This window comes from Streptomyces sp. NPDC060031 (genome assembly GCF_042736805.1).
Taxonomy (GTDB): domain Bacteria; phylum Actinomycetota; class Actinomycetes; order Streptomycetales; family Streptomycetaceae; genus Streptomyces.
The window spans coordinates 1-20,215 of record NZ_JBHWVM010000035.1; the positions used below are offsets into that span (position 1 = coordinate 1).

Below are 20,215 nucleotides of genomic sequence, written 5' to 3' on the forward strand. Positions count from 1 at the left end.
GCCGCGGGCCGCGGGGCGGGAGCGGCGGCCGCCGGGACGGGCTTCGGGAGGGGCTGTGCGGGCCGCTGGGGCGCCTGCTGGGGCCAGGAGGTGGTCAGGCCCGACTCCGCCCCGGAGGCGCCCGGAGCGTCCGGCCAGGCCGTCGCCGGCGGGGCGGCCGAGGAGGCGGCCGACGCGGGCGCGGCCGCGCCGACCGGGGACCGGGCCGAGAGGATGCCGACGCCCTGCTGTGCGGGGACCGGGCTGCGGGCCAGCGAGATCCCCGCCGCCGGCCGCGGCGCGGGTTCGCTGCCCCACGAGACCCGCTCGTCGCGCGGCCCGCCGAAGCCGGACTGCTGGGCGGGGTCGGCCTGCCAGGCCGCCATCGGACCGGGGTCCGCTCCGGGGTCCGGGCCCGACCCCGGCTCGGGCAGGGCCTCGGTCGCCGAGGTCTCGTCCAGGAACACCGGGCCCGTCCCGCCGGCCGCGACGGCGGGGGTGCCTGCCCCGGGGACGGCCGGACCGGCGCAGACCTGACCGGGGACGACGGCCGCGGGGCGGCTCGTGCCCGGCACCCAGGACGCTCCGTTCCAGTACCGGACGAACCCGGGGATGGACGGGTCGGGGTAGTAGCCCTCGCGGGCCGCGTGCTCGCCGTCACCAGGGGAGGCCGTCAATGTCCCCAACTCCGATCGTGGCTTGAGGCTTGTGCAAGGGAGGACCATAGCCAAGAACCGCCCCCCGACAGGTCCGGTAACGGGAGAATCCAAACCTTCGGGCGAATACACCGAGGTGCGGCTTTTTTCGGTCAGCCGACAGAATTCGGCCAATCTCACGTGCGCTGCACGAAGTCGCGTCATACCCGGGCAGTTCCGCGCTCTCTCCGGGCGTGGGTGCGATCCCGGCCCCACGCACCGAACCGCACCGCACCGCACCGCAGCGAAGTGAGGCCGTCATGCACCACCCCGTCATCGAGCGCGAGCTGGAACTGAAACTGGTCCTGTCCCCCGAGCGCAGCATCGCCGTCCCCGCCAGGCTCCTGTACCTCACGGACGACCCGTACGCCGTGCACATCACCTTCCACACCGGCTCCAGCACCCCGGTCAACTGGACCTTCGCCCGCGAGCTGCTGGTCGAGGGGGTGTTCCGGCCGTCCGGCCACGGAGACGTCCGGATCTGGCCCACGAAGATCGACAACAGGTCCGTCCTCTGCATGGCGCTCAGCTCCCCGGACGGCGACGCCCTGCTGGAGGCGCCCGCCACGCCCGTGTCCGCGTGGCTGGAGCGCACCCTGCGCGTCGTGCCGCCGGGCACCGAGGCCGAGCGGCTCGGCCTCGACGCGGCGCTGGCCGAGCTGCTCGCCCCGACGCCGGCCGACGATCTGTGGATGCGCGATCCGTGGCCCTCGGACGAGTCGGCCGACGGGGACCAGTGAGGTGACGGCCCCCGCCGGTCCGCCCGGGGGCGCCGCGTACGGTCAGAAGAGCTTGCCCGGGTTGAGCAGCCCCTCCGGGTCGAAGGCGTGCTTGACGGCGCGCTGCATCTCCAGCCCCACCGGCCCCAGTTCGCGGGCCAGCCACTCCTTCTTCAGCACGCCGACCCCGTGTTCGCCCGTGATGGTCCCGCCCAGGGCCAGCCCGAGCGCCATGATCTCGTCGAAGGACTGGCGGGCCCGCCGGGTCTCGTCCTCGTCGGCCGGGTCGAAGCAGACCACGGGGTGGGTGTTGCCGTCGCCCGCGTGCGCGCAGACCCCGATGAGCAGGTCGTGCGTACGGGCGATGGCGGCGGTCCCGTCCAGCATCTCGGCGAGCCGCGAGCGCGGTACGCACACGTCGTCGATCATCGTCGCGGGCCGCAGGGCGTCCAGCGCGGTCAGGGACATCCGACGGGCCTGGAGCAGCAGTTCGGACTCGGCCTCGTCCTCGGCGGGCACCACGGCGGTGGCCCCGGCGGCCGTGCACAGCTCCCCCACGGCGGCCAGGTCCGCGGGGGCCTGCGGGGTGTCGAAGGCGGCGAGCAGCAGCGCCTCGGTGGTCTCGGGCAGGCCCATCTTGCCCAGCGCGTTGACGGCCCGGACGGTCGTGTGGTCCATCAGCTCCAGCAGCGAGGGCGTCAGCCCGGCCTCCATGACGGCGCAGACGGCCGCGCAGGCGGCCGCGGCCGAGGGGAACTCGGCGGCCAGCGCGAGCTGCCGGGGCGGGGCGGGCCGCAGCGCGAGGACGGCCCGGACGACGACGCCGAGGCTGCCCTCGGAGCCCACGAAGAGCCGGGTGAGGTCGTACCCGGCGACGCCCTTGGCGGTGCGCCGGCCGGTGCGCAGCAGCCGCCCGTCGGCGAGGACCACGTCGAGGCCGAGCACGTACTCGGCGGTGACCCCGTACTTGACGCAGCACAGCCCGCCGGAGGCGGTGCCGATGTTGCCGCCGATCGTGCACTGCTCCCAGCTGGAGGGGTCCGGCGGGTAGTACAGGCCCTGCTCGGCGACGGCCCGCGAGAGCACGGCGTTGACGACGCCCGGTTCGACGACGGCGATCCGGTCGACGGGGTTGATCTCCAGGATCCGGTCCATCTTGACCAGGGACAGCACGATGCAGCCGTCGGAGGCGTTGGCGGCGCCCGACAGCCCCGTACGGGCGCCCTGCGGGACCACGGGGACCCGTAGCGCGTGGGCGGTGCGCAGGACGTGCTGCACCTGCTCGGCCGTACGGGGCAGGACCACGACGGCAGGGGTGCCGGCGGCGCAGAAGCCGGCCATGTCGGTGGCGTAGGAGGCGGTCACCTGCGGGTCGGTGAGGAGGGCCTCGGGCGGGAGTCCTTCGCGGAGCCGCGCCGTGAGCCGTGCGATGTCCTGTGCGGTGAGCTGCGCGATGGGCTGTGCGGAGGGATCGTCATCCATGGGGCCAGCGTGGCAGCCGGGGCCATCGGTGTGAACACGGCCGCGACCCTCTTCGGACACCTCGGCGAACTCTTCATATTGACGCACAGTGACCCCATGGACGAGGAATCGCAGCAGCCGGCCCCGCCCGTGACCTTCACAGGGCGCAAAACACTCGTGGCGGCCGCGGTCGCGGTGACCCTGATCGCCGGCGCCCTGTTGATCCGGCCGGCCCGGTCGGACGACGACGCACGGCCTCCCGGGCCCAGCGAACGGGCCGCGACGGCGGTCGGGATGGGTGCGCCCGCCGCGGCGGTGGACCTGACGGCGCTGGTCGCGGACCGGGAGAAGTGGGTCGCGGGGCACTCGGACGACGACGCGTCGTGGGCGGTGCTCGGGTCCGCGTACCTGGAGCAGGCGCGGCGGACGGCGGACCCGGGCTGGTACCCGAAGGCGGAGAAGGCGCTGAAGCGCTCCCTTGAGCTGCGCCCGGCCGAGAAGGGCAACTTCGACGCGATGACGGGCATGGGCGCGCTGGCCAACGCCCGGCGGGACTACGGGACCGCGCGCAAGTGGGGCGAGCTGGTACGGGCCCAGGCGCCGCGGCGGTGGACGGCGTACCCGGTGCTCGTGGACGCGTACACCGGGCTCGGGGACTACAAGGCGGCCGAGAAGGCGATGGAGCGGGTGATGGACCTGCGGCCGGGGCTGGCGGCCTTCATCCGGGCCTCGCAGGTCTACCGGGACCGCGGCTGGCGCGAGGACGCGGCGATGGCCATGGAGCACGCGGCGGGCGCCGCGAAGGCTCCGGCGGAGAAGGCCTACGTGCTGTTCCGGCTGGGGGAGCTGGCCTGGGAGCGCGGTGAGACGGCTGAGGCGCTGCGGCACCACGAGGGCGCGCTGCGGGCCGATCCGGCGCAGGCGGAGGCGCTGGGCGGCCGGGCCCGGGCGCTGGCCGCGCTGGGGCGGGGCGGCGAGGCGGTGCGGGACTACCGGCTGGCGCTGGGGCGCACTCCGGTGCCGCAGCTGGCGCTGGAGCTGGGCGAGCTGCTGGAGTCGCTGGGGCGGGCGGAGGAGGCGAAGGTCCCGTACGGCACGCTGAGCGCGCTGGCCGCGCGGGGCAGTACGAACGGGGTGAACGAGGACGTGGTCCTCGGCCTGTACGAGGCGGACCACACGGACCCGGCGGCGGCCGTGCGGCGCCTGTCGGCGCAGTGGTCGCGGCACAAGAGCGCGCAGGTGGCGGACGCGCTGGGGTGGGCGCTGCACAAGTCGGGTGACGACGCGGCGGCGCTGGAGTACGCGAAGAAGGCGACCGAACTGGGTCTGCGGCTGGCGGACTTCTCCTACCACCGGGCGGTGATCGAGCGGGGCCTGGGCGACGAGGCGGCGGCGCGGCGGCACCTGCAGGAGACGATGCGGACGAACCCCGGCTTCTCGCCGGTGCGGTCGCGGGCGGCGAAGGCCGCCCTGGCGGCGATCGGCCAGCCGGCGGCGGGGGGTCCGGAGAACATGCAGCCGGTCACTCCGTGGGTGGCGCCGGAGCTCCCGAAGGCCAGCCCGAAGCCGTCCCCGGCGGGGCACTGACCGGCTGGCCGGAACCCCGGGCTCCGCCCGGACCCGCGCCTCCCCGCCGCGCGAGTCTCCAGCCTCGCCGGCGTTTGAGGCCCGGGGTCCGGGGCGGGGCCCCGGCAGCGGTGCCGCAGGGCCCCGCCCGCCCGGAATCCGGGGGGCCTACAGGTTGCCCCGCTTCTCCTGCTCGCGCTCGATGGCCTCGAACAGCGCCTTGAAGTTGCCCTTGCCGAAGCCCATCGACCCGTGCCGCTCGATCATCTCGAAGAAGACCGTCGGCCGGTCCTGCACCGGCTTCGTGAAGATCTGCAGCAGGTAGCCGTCCTCGTCGCGGTCGACGAGGATCTTCAGCTCGCGCAGGGTCTCGACCGGCACCCGCGTCTCGCCGGCCCACTCGCCGAGCGTGTCGTAGTACGAGTCCGGGGTGTCCAGGAACGTGACGCCCGCCGCCCGCATCGCCCGTACCGAGGCGACGATGTCGTTCGTGGCGAGCGCGATGTGCTGGACGCCCGCGCCGCCGTAGAACTCAAGGTACTCGTCGATCTGCGACTTCTTCTTCGCGATCGCCGGCTCGTTGATCGGGAACTTCACCTTCAGGGTGCCGTCCGCGACGACCTTGGACATCAGCGCCGAGTACTCGGTCGCGATGTCGTCGCCCACGAACTCCTTCATGTTCGTGAAGCCCATGACCTTGTTGTAGAAGGCGACCCACTCGTTCATCCGGCCGAGCTCGACGTTGCCCACGCAGTGGTCGATGGCCTGGAAGGTGCGCTTGGCCGGGGGCTCGACCATCGGGTCCACGGCGACGAAGCCGGGCAGGTACGGGCCGGTGTAGTCACGGCGCTCGACCAGCGTGTGGCGGGTCTGGCCGTAGGTGGCGATGGCGGCCAGTACGACCGTGCCGTGCTCGTCCTTGACCTCGTGCGGCTCGTCCAGGCCGCGCGCGCCGTGCTCCACGGCGTAGGCGTAGGCCGCCCGCGCGTCCGGGACCTCGATCGCGAGGTCGATGACGCCGTCGCCGTGTTCGGCGACGTGCTCGGCGAGGAAGCGGCCGCGGTCGGTCGCCACCTTGATGACCGAGGTCAGCACGAAGCGCGCGGAGCCGTTGGTCAGGACGTAGCTCGCCGTCTCGCGGCTGCCGTTCTCCGGTCCGGAGTACGCCACGAGCTTCATGCCGAAGGCGGTCGAGTAGTAGTGCGCGGCCTGCTTGGCGTTGCCCACGGCGAAGACGACCGCGTCCATGCCCTTCACGGGGAAGGGGTCTGCCTCACGCGCGGTGTGCGGGGTGGTTTCGAGGTGCGCCAAAGACTCAGTCATGAGCGCAGAGTCCCGCCGATCCACAAGCTGCGCAATAGTTTCCATTTCTGCTGTACAGACTGCCCAGAGTCATCGCAGGATGGCTGAAACATCTGTGCACTATGACCATCCCCGAGCCCGGGAGGCACCCCGTGGGCATCGACGACCTCGACGGCCGGCTCATCGTTCTCCTCGCGCGCGAGCCCCGGATCGGCGTCCTGGAGGCCTCGCGCCGGCTGGGGGTGGCCCGCGGCACCGTGCAGGCCCGGCTCGACCGGCTTCAGTCGAATGGAGTCATCCGCGGATTCGGTCCGCAGGTCGATCCGGCCGCCCTGGGATATCCGGTGACCGCCTTCGCCACGCTGGAGATCAAGCAGGGCCAAGGCGCCGACGTACGGGCCCACTTGGACGGGGTGCCGGAGGTGCTGGAGCTGCACACCACCACCGGGCACGGGGACATGCTGTGCCGGCTCGTGGCGCGGTCCAACGCGGACCTCCAGCGGGTCATCGACCGTGTTGTCGGGTTTGATGGCATTGTGCGGGCTTCGACAGCCATTGTCATGGAGAATCCCGTACCCTTGCGGATCATCCCACTGGTCGAACAAGCGGCCGAGGACGACAGCCGCTGACCGAAGGCGGCCCGGCACAGGACGAGGTGACCAGGCGTGAGTTTCTGGACGTACCTGTCCTACCGCCACCAGCAGCTCCTGACCGATGCCTACCAGCACGCCAGCGTCGTCTTCCAGTGCATGGTGATCGCGACCCTGCTCGGCATCGCCATCGGCCTCCTCACCTACCGCAGCGCCTGGGGCGGGAACCTCGCCATCACCTCCACCTCCACGGTGCTGACCATCCCCTCCCTCGCCCTGATCGGCCTGCTGATCCCGCTGGTCGGGCTCGGCGTCCCCCCGACCGTGATCACCCTGACCCTGTACGGACTGCTGCCCGTGGTGCGGAACTCGATCGTGGGCCTGCGCGGGGTGGACCCGGCGCTGGTCGACGCGGCCAAGGGCATCGGGATGTCCCGCACCGCCCGGCTGCTCAAGGTGGAGCTGCCACTGGCCTGGCCTCCGATCCTGACCGGCATCCGGGTCGCCACGCAGATGCTGATGGGCATCGCCGCCATCGCCGCGTACGCCTCCGGGCCGGGCCTCGGCAACGAGATCTTCCGCGGGATCGCCTCGCTCGGCAGCGCCAACGCCCTCAACCAGGTCCTGGCGGGCACGATCGGCATCGTCATCCTCGCCCTGCTCTTCGACGCCGCGTACGTCCTGCTCGGCCGTCTCACCATCCCGAGGGGAATCCGTGCCTGAGCCCGCCCGTGCCGACGGCCCGGGGAACACCTCGGGCGCGACCATCCGGCTGGAGAACCTCACCAAGCGCTACCCCGGCAACCCCAACCCCTCCGTCGACAACGTCTCGATGGAGATCAAGGCGGGCGAGACGGTGGTCTTCGTCGGCCCCTCCGGCTGCGGCAAGTCCACCACCCTGAAGATGATCAACCGGCTGATCGAGCCCAGCTCCGGCCGGATCCGCATCGGCGACGAGGACGTCACCGACATGGACCCGGTCAAGCTGCGCCGCAAGATCGGGTACGCGATCCAGTCCTCCGGGCTCTTCCCGCACATGACGGTCGCCGAGAACATCGCACTGGTCCCGAAGATGACCGGCTGGTCGAAGTCGCGGGTCAAGGACCGGGTGGAGGAGATGCTCGACCTGGTCGGGCTGGACGCGCGCGAGTTCCACGGCCGCTACCCGCGCCAGCTCTCCGGCGGCCAGCAGCAGCGCGTCGGGGTGGCCCGGGCACTGGCCGCCGACCCCCCCGTGCTGCTGATGGACGAACCCTTCGGCGCCGTGGACCCGATCACCCGCGACCACCTCCAGGACGAGCTGATCCGGCTGCAGCACGAGCTGCACAAGACGATCGTCTTCGTCACCCACGACTTCGACGAGGCCATCAAGCTCGGCGACCGCATCGCGGTGCTGCGCGAGCGTTCGCACATCGCGCAGTTCGACACCCCCGAGGCGATCCTCACCAACCCGACCGACGACTTCGTCTCCGGCTTCGTCGGCGCGGGCGCCGCCCTCAAGCGCCTCAACCTCACCCGGGTACGGGACGTCGGGATCGCGGACTTCCCGACCGTGTCGGTGGACGACCCGCTCCAGCAGATCTTCAACACCCTGCGCGGCGGCGCGCACAACGAGGTGCTGATGCTGGACCGGCGCGGCCGCCCGTACAAGTGGCTGCGCCGCGGCGACCTGATGCGCGCCAAGGGCTCCCTGGCCCGGGCCGGACAGCTCGTACACGACACGGTGACCCGGGACGCGACCCTGCACGACGCCCTGGAAGCCGTCCTGACCGACAGCGGCGGCCGGGTCGCGGTGACCGGGCGGCGCGGAGAGTACATCGGCGTCGTGGACATGCAGACCCTCATGAACTCGGTGCACGAGATGCTGGAGGCGGACCGGCTGACGGCGGCCGAGCATCAGCACGACCTGGAGGAACTGCGCCACCGCCGCACCGAACAGGAGCTGGAGGGCGGTGCGGACGGCCCATGAACACCAGGAACCCCGCCACCCCCGAGCGCCCGCCCGGCGAGCACGAGGTCAAAGGGCACGCCTTCAGGGACCTCACCTTCCGGGACGATCAGCTGGTCGAGGCCGAGGAGGCGCCGGCGCCCGCCCCGCCCCCGTCCCGGATCACCTGGCGCAAGCTGGTCGTCCTGCCCGCCGTCCTGGCGCTGGTGCTGCTGGCCACGTACCTGTGGATCGAGAACATCACCCTCGACTCGGTCGCCGAGAACTCCCTCGCGGGCGGCATCGTGCGGCTGCGGCTGCGGCAGCACGTGCAGCTCACCGCCATCTCCACCTTCTGGGTGCTGGTCATCGCGATCCCGCTGGGCATCGCCCTGACCCGCGGGGCGATGCGCCGGGCCGCCCCACTGGTGACCGCGATCGCCAACATCGGCCAGGCCACGCCCGCCATCGGCCTGCTGGCCCTGCTCGTCATCTGGCTCGGCATCGGCCCGTCGACCGCGATCATCGGCATGGTCGCGTACGCCGTACTGCCCGTGCTGTCCAACACGGTCGCGGGGCTGCGTGCCATCGACCCGCAGCTGGTGGAGGCCGCGCGCGGGATCGGGATGTCCTCGACGGGGAGGCTGCGCAAGGTGGAACTCCCGCTGGCCGTACCGCTGATCCTGGCGGGCGTCCGCACGGCCCTGATCCTCAACGTCGGCACCGCGACCCTGGCCACCTTCGGCGGGGGCGGGGGGCTGGGCGACCTGATCACCTCCGGGATCCAGACGCAGCGGATGCCGGTGCTGGTGCTGGGCTCGGTGCTGACGGTGGCGCTGGCCCTGTTCGTGGACTGGCTGGCCTCGCTGGCGGAGACGGTCCTGACGCCGCGCGGGCTGGAGGCGTAGATGCGCACCCACTTCCTGCGGGCGGCCACGGCGGTCGCGGGCTCGGCGGCGGTACTGGCGCTCGCGGGCTGCGGGCTCAAGAGCGGGTCCCCGCTGGTGGACGAGGTCGTACCGGGCTCGGTCGGCCGGGGGCAGCCCCTCAAGGGCGCCTCGCTCACGGTCACCTCGAAGAACTTCAGCGAGAACATCGTGCTCGGCCAGATGATCGGGCTGATCTTCAAGGCCGCCGGCGCGGAGGTCCTCGACCGCACCAACCTGCCCGGCTCGATCAGCTCGCGCGAGGCGATCGTCCAGGGCGACGCGGACGCCATGTACGAGTACACGGGCACGGCCTGGATCACCTACCAGGGCAACGCGGAGCCGATCGACGACCCGCACAAGCAGTGGGAAGCGGTACGGGAGGGGGACAGGGGAAAAGGGGTCGCCTGGCTGCCGCAGTCCGCCCTCAACAACACGTACACGCTCGCGATCAGCAAGAAGAACAACGCGAAGTACCGGCTGAAGACCATGTCGGACCTGGCGAAGCTGGCGCGGGAGAACCCGTCGGCGGTGACGCTCTGCGTGGAGAACGAGTTCGCCTCCCGCGAGGACGGGCTGCCGGGCATGGAGAAGGCGTACGGGATGAAGATCCCGCCGGGCAACGTCAAGAAGATGGACGCCGGGATCATCTACACGCAGGTGTCGAAGTCCGACTCCTGCCTGCTGGGCGAGGCGTTCACCACGGACGGCCGGATCAAGGCCATGGACCTGGACATCCTCGCGGACGACCGGCACTTCTTCCCCAACTACAACGCGGCGCCGGAGATCAACGCGAAGACGCTGGCGAAGTACCCGGTGATCGCACAGCTGCTGGACCCGCTGACGAAGCGGCTCACGACCGACGTGGCGCGGCAGCTCAACGCCAAGGTGGACGTGGACGGGCAGGATCCGCACGAGGTGGCGAAGGAGTGGCTGATCGAGGAGGGGTTCATCAAGGAGGGCTGAGTTCCCGAGTTCGTGAGTTCGCGAGTTCATGAGTTCCAAAGAAAACGTTGCAAAGAAACCCTTGCAGAGAAGTCTTTGCAACTCTACTGTGGGGGCATGCCCGAAGAACCGGATGCCCCGCCGCCCCAGGTCCGCATGCTCGACGCCCGCTCCCTGCGCGGCCTCGCCCACCCCCTGCGCATCCGCATGCTGGCGACGCTGCGCCACGACGGCCCGGCCACCGCGTCCCAACTGGCCGAGCGGCTCGGGGAGTCCAGCGGGTCGACCAGCTACCACCTGCGCCAGCTCGCCGCGCACGGCTTCGTCGAGGACGCGCCCGGGCACGGCAAGGGCCGCGAGCGGTGGTGGCAGGCCGCGCACGACGGCACCGCCTTCGACGAGAAGCTGATCTACGACGAGGACCCGGCCACGCGCGGCGCGGCGGACCTCTTCCTGCACGAGATCGCGACGATCCACACGCAGGAGCTGAGCACCTGGCTCGGCAACGCCCACAGCTGGTCCCAGGAGTGGCGGCGCGGCTCGGACATCAGCGACTTCACCCTGCACCTGACGGCCGCACAGAGCCTCGAACTGATCCGCGAACTGCACGACGTGATCAACAGCTATCGGGACCTGCCGCCCGCGGAAGGCACGAAGTCGGTCCGCGTCCACACCCACGCCTTCCCCCGCACCAGCGAGTAGAAGCAGAAGCAGAAGGAGTCCTGCCATGCACGCCTTCACCCATGCCCGCACGCACGCCGCCCGCACCGCGGAACTCGCCGCCGAGGCCGCCGCCTGGCGCCTCGCGCACGAGACCGCCCCCCTCACCCCCGCCCTGCGCGACCGGCTCGGCGAAGCCCTGGTCGCCGCCGGCATCCGCCTGATGCAGCCGGCCCACGTCCACGCCCGAATCCAGCAGCGCGTCGCATGAGCAGACGTCCCTTCACCGCTGTCCTGGCCGCCAACACCATCTCCATAGCCGGGAGTTCACTGACCCTCATCGGCGTCCCCTGGTTCGTGCTCCAGACCACCGGCAGCGCCGGACGGGCCGGGATCGTCGCCTTCTGCGCCACCCTGCCCGTCGTCGTGGCCGCGCTCGTCGGCGGGCCGGTCATCGACCGGATCGGCCGCCGGCGGGTCTCGGCCGCCTCCGACCTGATCTGCGGCCTCGCCGTCGCCGCGATCCCGCTGCTGCACTACGCGGGCCTGCTGGAGTTCTGGATGCTGTGCGCGCTGATGGCCGCCGGCGGCCTCGTGCACACCCCGGGCCTGACCGCCCGCTACGTCCTGCTGCCCGACCTCGCCGAGCACGCCGGCACCACCGTCGCCCGGGCCGCGAGCCTGTACGACGCGGTCTCGCGCGGAGCCCGCATGATCGGGGCCGCACTGGCCGGCGTACTCATCGCGGCCTTCGGCTCCGAGGCGGTGCTGCTGGTGGACGCGGCCACCTTCGGGGCGTCGGCGCTGCTGGTCACCGCGTTCCTGCGCGGGGTGCCGGCCGCCGAGCCCCAACGGGCGGCCGGGAAGGTGTCGTTCGCCGGGTACCGGGCCGAACTGGCCGAGGGCTGGGGCTTCCTGACCCGGCAGCGGCTCCTGCTCGGCATCACCCTGATGGTGATGGTGACCAACGGCCTGGACCAGGGCTGGTCCTCGGTCCTGCTGCCCGTCCACGGCCGGGAGGACCTCGGCGGGGCCACCGCCCTGGGGCTGATGATCTCGCTGTTCGGCGGCTTCGCGCTGCTGGGCGCCCTGCTCTACGGGGCGTGGGGCGAGCGGTTCCCCCGGAGAACGGTCTTCGCGGTGGCCTTCCTGGTGTGCGGGGCCCCGCGCTTCGCCGTGGCGGCCTTCACGGACACGGCGCTGCCGCTGGCCGTCACCATGGCGCTGGCCGGGCTGGGCGCGGGCGTGCTCAACCCGGTCCTGACCACCGTGGTCTACGAGCGGGTACCGGACGCCCTGCGCAGCCGCGTCTCCGGCGTGAGCACCGCGGGCTGCGAACTGACCATGCCGCTGGGCGGGCTCGCGGCGGGCCTGCTGGTGGACGGCTTCGGGGCGCGCTGGGCGCTGCTGGCCTTCGGCGGCGCGTACCTGCTGGCCACGCTCTCGCCGCTGGTCTTCCCGGCCTGGCGCTCGATGGAGGCCCGGCCGGCGGCGCCGGCGGTCAGCAGGACGGAACCGGCTCGCCCTTGCCCAGCGCCCGAAGAGCGTTCACCGCACCCGACAGCGTCGTGACGGGGATCAGCCGCAGGCCCTCGGGGAGTTCGGACTGCGCGTCCGAGCACTCCGCCTGCGGGACGAGGAACACGCTCGCCCCGTCGCGCTGAGCGGCCTGGGTCTTCAGGGCCACGCCGCCGACCGCGCCGACCTCGCCGTCCGCGGTGATGGTGCCCGTACCGGCGATGGTGCGGCCGCCGGTGAGGTCCCCGCCGCTGCCGTTGCCGTCGAGCTTGTCGACGATGCCGAGGGAGAAGAGGAGCCCGGCGCTCGGGCCGCCGACGTCGGCGAGGTTGAGCTCGACCTTGACGTCCTTCGGGTTCTTGTGGAGGTAGCCGAGCGCGGCGTCGGCGGCCGCCGACTGGGACTTGGTCATCTCCTCCAGGTTGTGCTCCTCGATCTCCTCGTCGCTGCCGCCCGAGGGGTACACGGCCTCGCGGGGCATCACGGCCCGGGTCGTGTCGAACCACTTGCCGACCAGTTCGCTCAGGCGGACGGAGGTGGACGGGCCGGTGGCCTGGATCGTGGTCATCCGGAGCTGACCGCTGGTCGACCGGGAGGGCGCGCCGCTGACGACGATGACCTGCTTGCCGTCCCGCGAGCCCAGCACGTCGGCCGTGAGCCCCGGCTGGGCGATCACGAAGGGCAGCGGCGCGAAGGCGGCGACGGCGAACAGCCCGAGCACGGGAACGGCGCAGACGGCCAGTGCGGTGGGACGCGGCAGACGCGTGAGACGAGAGAGCACCCGGCCAATCTATCGGGCCGGGCCTCCCCCGGCCCCGCGGGGCGAAATCGGCCTCGCCGGGACCCGCCGGGCCCGCGGCCTCAGCACTAGCGCAACGCGTCGGCGACCTCGCGCGCCGCGTCCACGACCCGCGGCCCCACCCGCTCCGGCACCGCGTCGGCCAGCATGACGACGCCGACGCTGCCCTCCAGCCCGGTGATGCCCACGAGCGGCGCGGCTGCGCCACTGGCGCCCGCCTCGAGCTCCCCGTGGGTGAGCGTGTACCCGGGCTCGATCAGCGCGCCCGACCGCGCGGCCAGGATCGCCCGGCCCGCGGCCCCGCGGTCCAGCGGGTGGCGGAAGCCGGCCCGGTAGGCCACGTGGTAGTCCGTCCAGGTCGGCTCCACGACCGCCACGGCGAGCGCCTCTGTGCCGTCCACGAGGGTCAAGTGCGCGGTGGCGCCTATGTCCTCGGCGAGGGAGCGCAGCGCCGGCAGTGCCGCCTCGCGGACCAACGGGTGCACCTGGCGGCCCAGGCGCAGCACTCCGAGCCCGACGCGGGCCCGGCCGCCGAGGTCACGGCGGACCAGGGCGTGCTGTTCGAGGGTGGCCAGCAGGCGGTAGACCACGGTGCGGTTCACCCCGAGGCGGTTGGAGAGCTCGGTGACGGTCAGACCGTGGTCGGTGTCGGCGAGCAGTTTGAGGACTCTGAGCCCTCTGTCGAGAGTCTGGGAGGTTTCCGCGGTCACGACGCCTCTCCCTCTTTCGGTGAGCGGCGGTGACTCTCTGAGTGGAACGCCGCCGGTCCCTCGGCGGCGCACGGAGAGGCCGCCGGTAGCGGCCATGGCACCGGCTGCGCTCCCGCGGCGGCGCTGCCACGGTGCGTTCAATGCGGGGACATTAGCGAGCGGGTCCGCTCAGCGGAAGGGCTCGTCCAGAATCCGGGCGCCTACTACCGCTTTATGCAGGTTCGGATCTCCCCACAGTGTCAATTCGTGACCTCCCCGGTCCCATGGCCCCCTCACGCCCCCTCTACGCTGATCATGTTCAAAAACAAGGGGCGGGCATCCGGGAGGGGCGCAGTCGTGCGCACGGGTGCCGCCGCACGGAGGGGAAGCAGTTCAGTGAAGCTCAACAAGCGGATGACCATCGTGGCAGCGGCCGCGGTACTCGGGCCGACGGTCCTTGCCGCGACCCCGGCGATGGCCGACGAGGCCAAGGGCACGGCGGTCACCACGCCGGACTCGGAGCCGAAGGGGGACGCGGCGTCCGAGGACGCCTACAAGGGGCCGGTGCTGTCGATCGACGGCCTCCCGAAGGACGGGTTCGCGGCCGGGGGCGAGTGGACCGAGCTCAGCCTGCGTCTGGACAACACCGGCAAGCCGAAGCTGTCGCCGTCCTACGACCTCATGCTGTTCTTCTCCGGCACCGACCGCCCGGTCAAGGGCGCCCACATCGAGGTCGAGCACCGCGTCGCGGGGGTGTGGCAGTCCGTCATACGGGAGACGGGCCCCAGCCCGATGACCGCCTCGTTCCTCCTGCCCGGCACCGCCGTCCAGCAGGACGCGACAGTCGACGTCCCGGTGCGGGTGCGCGTGGCAGCGGAAGCGGCCGCCGCCCCGATCCGCATCGACCTCGCCGGCAGCAACCACACGTCCGTCGACTCCCGCACCGCGATCTACGAGTCGAAGATCACGCGGGCCGGCGAGGGCCAGCAGGACGCCAAGGGACCCAAGCTCCGCCTCGACGGGCTGCCCCATGAGGGCTTTCGGGCCGGCGCCGCCACCTGGCGCACGCTCACGCTGAAGGTGGACAACTCCGGGCGCGCCGGGACCGGCGAGTACCGCGTCGGCGTCGACCTCGTCCCGCAGGCCGCGGAGGACATCCGGGCCGGCCAGGTCGAGGTGGAGTTCCTCGCCACCACCGCCGACGGACAGTCCTACTGGCACCCCGTGGAGGTCGTCGAGGAGGACGGCAAGCTCCGGATCTTCACCTACGGGGGCGAGTACGCCGCCGGCGAGCAGCGGGACCTGGTCTTCCAGGTCCGGTTCGCGGGAGACGCCCCCCGCACCTCCTTCAGCCTGAACGTCGTGGGCGCCGGCGATCCGCACCACGGCGGCGCCGTCTCCGACATGGCCACCTACTACTCGGGGATCATCGGCGCGACCGAGGCCGCCCACGTCGAGGGCCCCCGGATGACCTTCGAGGGAACTCCCGACGCGGGCTTCCGGGCCGGAGCGGACTGGCAGAACCTCACGCTGCACCTCGACAACACCGGGCGCGGAGCCGTCGACGACTTCCTGCTGGCCACCCACATGGGCCGCGGTGAAGGCGAGGGCCCGTGGGTCACCACCTCGCAGGTCCAGCTCCAGGCACGCGGCGTGAACGGATGGCACGACGTCGAACTCGGCGGTTCCGAGGAGGTGATGGGCGGTGACATCGGCCGGCTGTCCCTGAAGGCCGGCGCCAAGACCTCGGTCGACCTCCGCATCCGCTTCACCGGCGACACCGTCCCCGGCGCGTTCCACTTCTCGTTCGACGGGTCCGTGCTGAACGAGGCCGCGAACGAGTTCGTCTCGTCCCGCACGGACACCAAAACGACCAAGATCATCGCGGCGGCGGGCACGGGCACGGACAACGGCGGCCAGACCGGTGGCAACACCGGCGGCCAGACCGGCGGTCAGACCGGCAACGGCGGCCACACGGGCGGCGGCGACACGGGCAACACCCCGAAGCCCGACGGCGGCGCCACGACCCCGATCGTCGACGCCGGCAACCAGCACACCGCTCCCACCACCGGCGGGCAGCTCGCCGCCACCGGCACCGACCCGGCCACCACCTGGGCCCTCGGCGGCGCCGCGGTCGCGCTCTCCATGGGCGCGGCCCTGGTCGCCGGCACCGGCCGCCGCCGGCGCCCGACCGCGTAAGGGCGCAACGGCGACGGGGGCCGTGCGGCACGCCGCACGGACCCCGTCCGCATTCCACCGCACACCCCGCCGGGAGGCGTCACCGCATACGGGTGGCCCACTCCTGGACCTTCTTGATCCGCTCGCGCAACTGCCCGGCCGTCGCCTCCGCGCTCGGCGGGCCCCCGCACACGCGGCGCAGCTCGGTGTGGATCACCCCGTGCGGCTTGCCGCTCTGGTGGACGTACGCGCCCACCATCGTGTTCAGCGACTTCCGCAGCTCCAGCAGCTCCTTGTGCGAGACCACCGGCCGCCGGTCGGCCGGCAGCTCCAGCAGGTCGGCCTCCGCGTCCGGCTTGCGCCTGCTGTGCGCGATCTGCCGCGACTGCCGCTTCTGGAGCAGCATCTGGACCTGGTCCGGCTCCAGCAGTCCGGGGATGCCGAGGTAGTCCTGCTCCTCCTCGCTGCCCGGGTGCGCCTGCATGCCGAACTCGGCGCCGTCGTAGAGCACCCGGTCGAAGACGGCGTCGGACTCCAGCGCCTCGAAGGACATCTGCTCGTCCTCGCCGGTGTCCTCGTCCTCCTGCTTGTTCGCCTCGTCCATTTCCTTCTCGGACTCGGCGTACGGGTCTTCCTCGCCCTGCTTCTTCGGCTTGTCGAGCACGTGGTCGCGCTCGACCTCCATCTCGTTCGCGAAGCCGAGCAGGTACGGGATCGTCGGAAGGAACACGGACGCGGTCTCACCGCGTCTGCGCGAGCGCACGAAGCGGCCCACGGCCTGCGCGAAGAACAGCGGGGTCGAGATCGTCGTCGCGTACACGCCCACCGCGAGGCGGGGCACGTCGACGCCCTCCGACACCATGCGGACGGCGACCATCCAGCGGTCCTCGTTCGCACTGAAGTCGTCGATCCGCTTCGACGCGCCCGTGTCGTCGGACAGGACGACCGTCGGCTTGGTCCCGGTGATCTCCCGGAGCAGCTTGGCGTACGAACGCGCCGAGTCCTGGTCGGAGGCGATGACCAGCCCGCCCGCGTCCGGGATGCCCTTCCTGACCTCGGTCAGCCGCTGGTCGGCGGCGCGCAGCACGTTCGGCATCCAGTCGCCGCGCGCGTCCAGCGCCGTGCGCCAGGCCTGCGAGATGGCGTCCTTGGTCATCGGCTCGCCGAGCCGGGCGGCGATCTCGTCGCCGGCCTTGGTGCGCCAGCGCATGTTGCCGCTGTAGGAGAGGAAGATGACCGGCCGCACGACGCCGTCGCCCAGCGCGTTGCCGTAACCGTAGGTGTAGTCGGCGGAGGACCGCCGGATCCCGTCGTTGCCCTCCTCGTACGCGACGAAGGGGATCGGGTTGGTGTCGGACCGGAAGGGCGTACCGGTCAGGGCCAGGCGCCGGGTCGCCGGGTCGAAGGCCTCCAGGCAGGCCTCGCCCCAGGACTTGGAGTCGCCGGCGTGGTGGATCTCGTCGAGGATCACGAGGGTCTTGCGCTGCTCGCACCGGTTGCGGTGCAGCATCGGCCGTACGCCCACACCCGCGTACGTGACGGCGACCCCGTGGTAGTCCTTGCTCAGCGGGCCCGCCGAGTACTCCGGGTCGAGCCGGATGCCTATCCGGGCGGCTGCTTCCGCCCACTGCTTCTTGAGGTGCTCGGTCGGCGCGACGACGGTCACCTGCTGGACCACGTGGTGGTGCAGCAGCCAGGACGCGAGCGTCAGCGCGAAGGTCGTCTTGCCGGCGCCGGGGGTGGCGACGGCGAGGAAGTCGCGGGGCTGGGTCTCCAGGTACCGGTCCAGCGCACCCTGCTGCCAGGCACGCAGTTTGCTGGCGGTACCCCACGGCGCGCGGCCGGGGAAGGCGGGTGAGAGGTGGTGGGAGGCGGTAGTAGTCACGGTCTCCGGTTCGTCGCTCTCGGCAGTCGTACGTAGGACAACCGGGCCACCCTACCGGCCCGGGCACGCCCTCGCGGAGGGACAGGCCCGTGACCTCGGCGCGTGCGGCGAGCGTCACATGTGGCGGCTCGTGTCGCCTCGTGTGTCGCCTCGTGTGTGGCCCCGCGTGTGGCCTCGCGTGCGGCCTCTCAGGTTGCGCAACCGCCCCGCGATCACGGCCACATCGACCTCGTTCCCGGCCGCCACGTCGATGACCAGGTCGTACGCCGTGTCCTGGTCGGCGTCGGCGAGATCGATGCCGTTGACGGCGAGGAAGGTCGCGGCAGCGAGCCAGGCGGTCCGCTTGTTCCCGTCGACGAGGGGGTGGTTCGTCGCGATGCCGTGCAGCAGCGCGGCCGCCTGCTCGTACGGGTCCTCGTAGGCAGGGGTGCCGAACATCCGGGCGCGCGGCCGGTGCACCGCCGACTCCAGCAGCCCGGGGGCGCGCAGCTCGACGGGCTGGTCCTGGGCCCGGCACGCGTGCCGGGCGAGGTCGAGCACCTCGGCGAGGGTGAGGTGGCGGACCTCGGGCACAGCGGCCGCGGCTCCGGCGGCGGCCCGGGCTGTGGCTCCGGGTGCGGGTGTGGCCCCGGCTGGGGGTGTGGCCCCGGCTGCGGCTCCGGCTCCGGCGGCCGCTCCTGCGGCCCTCACTGGCCGAGCCGCTTCAGCAGCGCGGAGTGCCGCTCGGCCAGCCGCCCGGCGGCTTCCCCGACGCGTTCCCGCTCCGCCCGCAGGTGGGCCCGTACGGCGCCCCGCGCGCACTCCTCGGGGGTCCGCCCGGTGGCATCGGCGAGATCGGCGAGCTCCGCGCGCTCGGTGTCGGACAGCCGGATGATCAGCTCGTTCATGAGGGAAGGTTAGTCAGCGCTGTGACCCGAGAGCCTCGGCGGGGGCGTCCAGCCGGGTCGCGACCCAGGCCCCGACCAGGGCCACGCACGCCATCGGCAGGAAGACCACCACGAAGGCCGCGGGGTGCGAGGCACCACCGTCGGCCGCCACCGTGTGCGCGGCCCCCACCGCTCCCCCGCCCAGCGCGGCGAACCCCGCGCCGCCCGCCGCCAGCAGCACGACGTTCGCCAGCGCGTCCGAGATCTGCAGCGCGGCGGAGTTCGCCCCCGCCTCCTGCGGCGCCGACAGCTTGAGCAGCAGCACGCTCGTGGAGCCGATCACCAGACCCATGCCGAGACAGCCGACGGCCCAGGCCACCGCCAGGGTCCACACCGGCACGGACTCGACGAGCACGGCCGGCGCCGCCGCGATGGCGAAGGCCACCATCACCATGCCGGCCACCATCAGCCGCACCCGGTACGGCGCCATCCGCCCCTTCGACTGCACCCACGAGCCGCCCGCCCAGGTGAGCCCGCCCAGCGCGAGGGAGAAGCCGGCCAGCGTCGGGCTCAGCCCCCGCTGGGTCACCAGCATCAGCGGTACGAAGCTCTCCGCGGCGATGAACGACCCCGCCGCCACCCCGCGCAGCAGCACCACGGACGGCAGCCCGCGCCGGGCCAGGTAGGTGCCGCGCGGCAGCAGCCCCAGCACGGCGGGCACCAGCAGGGCCGCGCCCAGGGCGCCGGGCAGCAGCGAGAGCCACCGCAGGTCCTGGGCGGCGTACTGGAGCAGCCCCGCGCCCACCGAGATCCCGAACGCGAGCCGGATCCGCCGCCGGTCGAAGGCCGCCGGCTCGCCGCCGCCCGTGTCCACCGGGCCGGAGGCGGTCCGCCGTATCGCGGGCAGCGCGACGACCAGGGGCACGACGACCAGGGCCGGGATCCCGAGGAACACCCAGCGCCAGCCGAGGTGCTCGGTCACGGTCCCGGAGGCCAGCGGGCCGACGATCGAGGGGACCACCCAGCTCGCGGCGAAGGCCGCCATGATCGCGGGGCGCAGCCGCTCCTCGTAGGCCCGGCTGACCACGACGTACAGGGCGACGATGACCAGCCCGCCGCCGAAGCCCTGTACGGCCCGGCCGAGCACGAAGATCCACATCGTGCCGGCGGTCCCCGCGAGGACCAGCCCGGCGGCGAAGGCCCCGATCCCGACGGTCAGCGGCCGCAACGGGCCCTGCCGGTCGGCCCACTGGCCCGACAGGACCATGCCGAAGAGGCTGGTGGTGAAGTAGGAGGAGAAGGCGAAGGCGTAGAGCCCGATCCCGTCCAGCTCGCGGGCGGCGACGGGCATGGCCGTACCGACGGCGGTCGCCTCGAAGGCTATGAGGAAGACGACGGAGATGATCCCGATGCTGAGCGTCCGGTACGCGGCACCCAGGATCCCGTCCTCCGGCGGGGGCGGGACCGGTGCGGTTCTCTGGGGCACACGGGGTTCTAGGGCGCTCATCGC

The 20,215-nt window shown here is 72.5% G+C and carries 19 protein-coding genes and 1 pseudogene; 11 read left to right on the forward strand and 9 right to left on the reverse strand.

The window, feature by feature from the left end; all coding sequences use genetic code 11:
* On the reverse strand, positions 1 to 656 hold a 656-nt coding region (locus ACFWB8_RS17700; RefSeq protein WP_385227122.1), incomplete at its 3' end, for a DUF2510 domain-containing protein.
* Between the two features lie 278 nt (positions 657 to 934).
* Here ACFWB8_RS17700 and ACFWB8_RS17705 point away from each other — a divergent pair.
* Positions 935 to 1,414, forward strand: coding sequence for an SsgA family sporulation/cell division regulator (locus ACFWB8_RS17705; protein WP_385227125.1), 480 nt, complete (start codon positions 935 to 937; stop codon positions 1,412 to 1,414).
* Positions 1,415 to 1,456: 42 nt separating this feature from the next.
* Here the strand turns inward: ACFWB8_RS17705 and ACFWB8_RS17710 are convergent, their stop codons facing one another.
* On the reverse strand, positions 1,457 to 2,875 hold the full coding sequence (locus ACFWB8_RS17710; protein ID WP_385227128.1) for an FAD-binding oxidoreductase: 1,419 nt from the start codon (positions 2,873 to 2,875) through the stop codon (positions 1,457 to 1,459).
* Positions 2,876 to 2,971: 96 nt separating this feature from the next.
* On the opposite strand from ACFWB8_RS17710, the gene ACFWB8_RS17715 reads away from it, so the two are divergent.
* Positions 2,972 to 4,441: a tetratricopeptide repeat protein gene (locus ACFWB8_RS17715; protein WP_385227131.1), complete on the forward strand. Its 1,470-nt coding sequence runs from the start codon at positions 2,972 to 2,974 to the stop codon at positions 4,439 to 4,441.
* Positions 4,442 to 4,588: 147 nt separating this feature from the next.
* Here ACFWB8_RS17715 and hppD read toward each other — a convergent pair whose 3' ends face one another.
* Positions 4,589 to 5,743 carry a 4-hydroxyphenylpyruvate dioxygenase gene (gene hppD, locus ACFWB8_RS17720; RefSeq protein WP_385227135.1) on the reverse strand — a complete coding sequence of 385 codons (1,155 nt, stop codon included), beginning with the start codon at positions 5,741 to 5,743 and terminating at the stop codon, positions 4,589 to 4,591.
* 131 nt (positions 5,744 to 5,874) lie between these two features.
* On the opposite strand from hppD, the gene ACFWB8_RS17725 reads away from it, so the two are divergent.
* The 8 genes from ACFWB8_RS17725 to ACFWB8_RS17760 all read left to right on the forward strand — a co-directional run bounded on the left by ACFWB8_RS17725 (position 5,875) and on the right by ACFWB8_RS17760 (position 12,342).
* Positions 5,875 to 6,351, forward strand: coding sequence for an Lrp/AsnC family transcriptional regulator (locus tag ACFWB8_RS17725; protein ID WP_385185474.1), 477 nt, complete (start codon positions 5,875 to 5,877; stop codon positions 6,349 to 6,351).
* A gap of 36 nt (positions 6,352 to 6,387) precedes the next feature.
* Positions 6,388 to 7,035, forward strand: coding sequence for an ABC transporter permease (locus ACFWB8_RS17730; RefSeq protein ID WP_385227138.1), 648 nt, complete (start codon positions 6,388 to 6,390; stop codon positions 7,033 to 7,035).
* The gene (locus ACFWB8_RS17735; RefSeq protein ID WP_385227141.1) at positions 7,028 to 8,281 is read left to right on the forward strand and encodes a betaine/proline/choline family ABC transporter ATP-binding protein; all 1,254 of its coding nucleotides are present in this window, start codon (positions 7,028 to 7,030) and stop codon (positions 8,279 to 8,281) included. Before ACFWB8_RS17730 ends, ACFWB8_RS17735 begins: the two co-directional genes overlap by 8 nt.
* Positions 8,278 to 9,147 (forward strand): ABC transporter permease, encoded by an 870-nt coding sequence (locus tag ACFWB8_RS17740; RefSeq protein WP_385227144.1) that lies wholly within the window; start codon positions 8,278 to 8,280, stop codon positions 9,145 to 9,147. Before ACFWB8_RS17735 ends, ACFWB8_RS17740 begins: the two co-directional genes overlap by 4 nt.
* Positions 9,148 to 10,131 carry a glycine betaine ABC transporter substrate-binding protein gene (locus ACFWB8_RS17745; RefSeq protein WP_385227147.1) on the forward strand — a complete coding sequence of 328 codons (984 nt, stop codon included), beginning with the start codon at positions 9,148 to 9,150 and terminating at the stop codon, positions 10,129 to 10,131.
* 96 nt (positions 10,132 to 10,227) lie between these two features.
* Positions 10,228 to 10,812, forward strand: a complete 585-nt coding sequence (locus ACFWB8_RS17750) for an ArsR/SmtB family transcription factor (protein WP_385227150.1) — start codon at positions 10,228 to 10,230, stop codon at positions 10,810 to 10,812.
* Between the two features lie 25 nt (positions 10,813 to 10,837).
* On the forward strand, positions 10,838 to 11,041 hold the full coding sequence (locus tag ACFWB8_RS17755; protein ID WP_385227153.1) for a hypothetical protein: 204 nt from the start codon (positions 10,838 to 10,840) through the stop codon (positions 11,039 to 11,041).
* Positions 11,038 to 12,342 (forward strand): MFS transporter, encoded by a 1,305-nt coding sequence (locus tag ACFWB8_RS17760; protein WP_385227156.1) that lies wholly within the window; start codon positions 11,038 to 11,040, stop codon positions 12,340 to 12,342. The genes ACFWB8_RS17755 and ACFWB8_RS17760 overlap by 4 nt, the downstream gene beginning before the upstream one ends.
* Here the strand turns inward: ACFWB8_RS17760 and ACFWB8_RS17765 are convergent.
* Positions 12,272 to 13,069 (reverse strand): S16 family serine protease, encoded by a 798-nt coding sequence (locus ACFWB8_RS17765; protein WP_385227159.1) that lies wholly within the window; start codon positions 13,067 to 13,069, stop codon positions 12,272 to 12,274. The genes ACFWB8_RS17760 and ACFWB8_RS17765 overlap by 71 nt on opposite strands.
* A gap of 86 nt (positions 13,070 to 13,155) precedes the next feature.
* On the reverse strand, positions 13,156 to 13,797 hold the full coding sequence (locus ACFWB8_RS17770) for a helix-turn-helix domain-containing protein (protein ID WP_365921598.1): 642 nt from the start codon (positions 13,795 to 13,797) through the stop codon (positions 13,156 to 13,158).
* Positions 13,798 to 14,172: 375 nt separating this feature from the next.
* Here ACFWB8_RS17770 and ACFWB8_RS17775 point away from each other — a divergent pair, with 375 nt between their 5' ends.
* Positions 14,173 to 15,975, forward strand: coding sequence for a hypothetical protein (locus ACFWB8_RS17775; protein WP_385227162.1), 1,803 nt, complete (start codon positions 14,173 to 14,175; stop codon positions 15,973 to 15,975).
* Positions 15,976 to 16,054: 79 nt separating this feature from the next.
* Here the strand turns inward: ACFWB8_RS17775 and ACFWB8_RS17780 are convergent, their stop codons facing one another.
* The 4 genes and pseudogenes from ACFWB8_RS17780 to ACFWB8_RS17795 all read right to left on the reverse strand — a co-directional run bounded on the left by ACFWB8_RS17780 (position 16,055) and on the right by ACFWB8_RS17795 (position 20,212).
* Positions 16,055 to 17,839, reverse strand: coding sequence for a DEAD/DEAH box helicase (locus ACFWB8_RS17780; protein ID WP_385227165.1), 1,785 nt, complete (start codon positions 17,837 to 17,839; stop codon positions 16,055 to 16,057).
* 189 nt (positions 17,840 to 18,028) lie between these two features.
* A pseudogene (locus tag ACFWB8_RS17785) lies at positions 18,029 to 18,412 on the reverse strand (type II toxin-antitoxin system death-on-curing family toxin); the annotation flags it as partial.
* A gap of 113 nt (positions 18,413 to 18,525) precedes the next feature.
* Positions 18,526 to 18,726, reverse strand: coding sequence for a hypothetical protein (locus tag ACFWB8_RS17790; RefSeq protein ID WP_385227168.1), 201 nt, complete (start codon positions 18,724 to 18,726; stop codon positions 18,526 to 18,528).
* A 13-nt stretch (positions 18,727 to 18,739) separates the two neighbouring features.
* Complete coding sequence (locus ACFWB8_RS17795) at positions 18,740 to 20,212, reverse strand: MFS transporter (RefSeq protein ID WP_385227171.1); 1,473 nt, start codon at positions 20,210 to 20,212, stop codon at positions 18,740 to 18,742.
* Positions 20,213 to 20,215: the final 3 nt, after the last annotated feature.

Excerpts from the sequence above, each read along its gene's own strand:
- ACFWB8_RS17705 (WP_385227125.1), top strand. The coding sequence starts at position 935 with ATGCACCACCCCGTCATCGAGCGCGAGCTGGAACTGAAACTGGTCCTG.
- ACFWB8_RS17710 (WP_385227128.1), bottom strand. The coding sequence starts at position 2,875 with ATGGATGACGATCCCTCCGCACAGCCCATCGCGCAGCTCACCGCACAG.
- ACFWB8_RS17715 (WP_385227131.1), top strand. The coding sequence starts at position 2,972 with ATGGACGAGGAATCGCAGCAGCCGGCCCCGCCCGTGACCTTCACAGGG.
- hppD (WP_385227135.1), bottom strand. The coding sequence starts at position 5,743 with ATGACTGAGTCTTTGGCGCACCTCGAAACCACCCCGCACACCGCGCGT.
- ACFWB8_RS17740 (WP_385227144.1), top strand. The coding sequence starts at position 8,278 with ATGAACACCAGGAACCCCGCCACCCCCGAGCGCCCGCCCGGCGAGCAC.
- ACFWB8_RS17745 (WP_385227147.1), top strand. The coding sequence starts at position 9,148 with ATGCGCACCCACTTCCTGCGGGCGGCCACGGCGGTCGCGGGCTCGGCG.
- ACFWB8_RS17750 (WP_385227150.1), top strand. The coding sequence starts at position 10,228 with ATGCCCGAAGAACCGGATGCCCCGCCGCCCCAGGTCCGCATGCTCGAC.
- ACFWB8_RS17755 (WP_385227153.1), top strand. The coding sequence starts at position 10,838 with ATGCACGCCTTCACCCATGCCCGCACGCACGCCGCCCGCACCGCGGAA.
- ACFWB8_RS17760 (WP_385227156.1), top strand. The coding sequence starts at position 11,038 with ATGAGCAGACGTCCCTTCACCGCTGTCCTGGCCGCCAACACCATCTCC.
- ACFWB8_RS17790 (WP_385227168.1), bottom strand. The coding sequence starts at position 18,726 with ATGAACGAGCTGATCATCCGGCTGTCCGACACCGAGCGCGCGGAGCTC.
- ACFWB8_RS17795 (WP_385227171.1), bottom strand. The coding sequence starts at position 20,212 with ATGAGCGCCCTAGAACCCCGTGTGCCCCAGAGAACCGCACCGGTCCCG.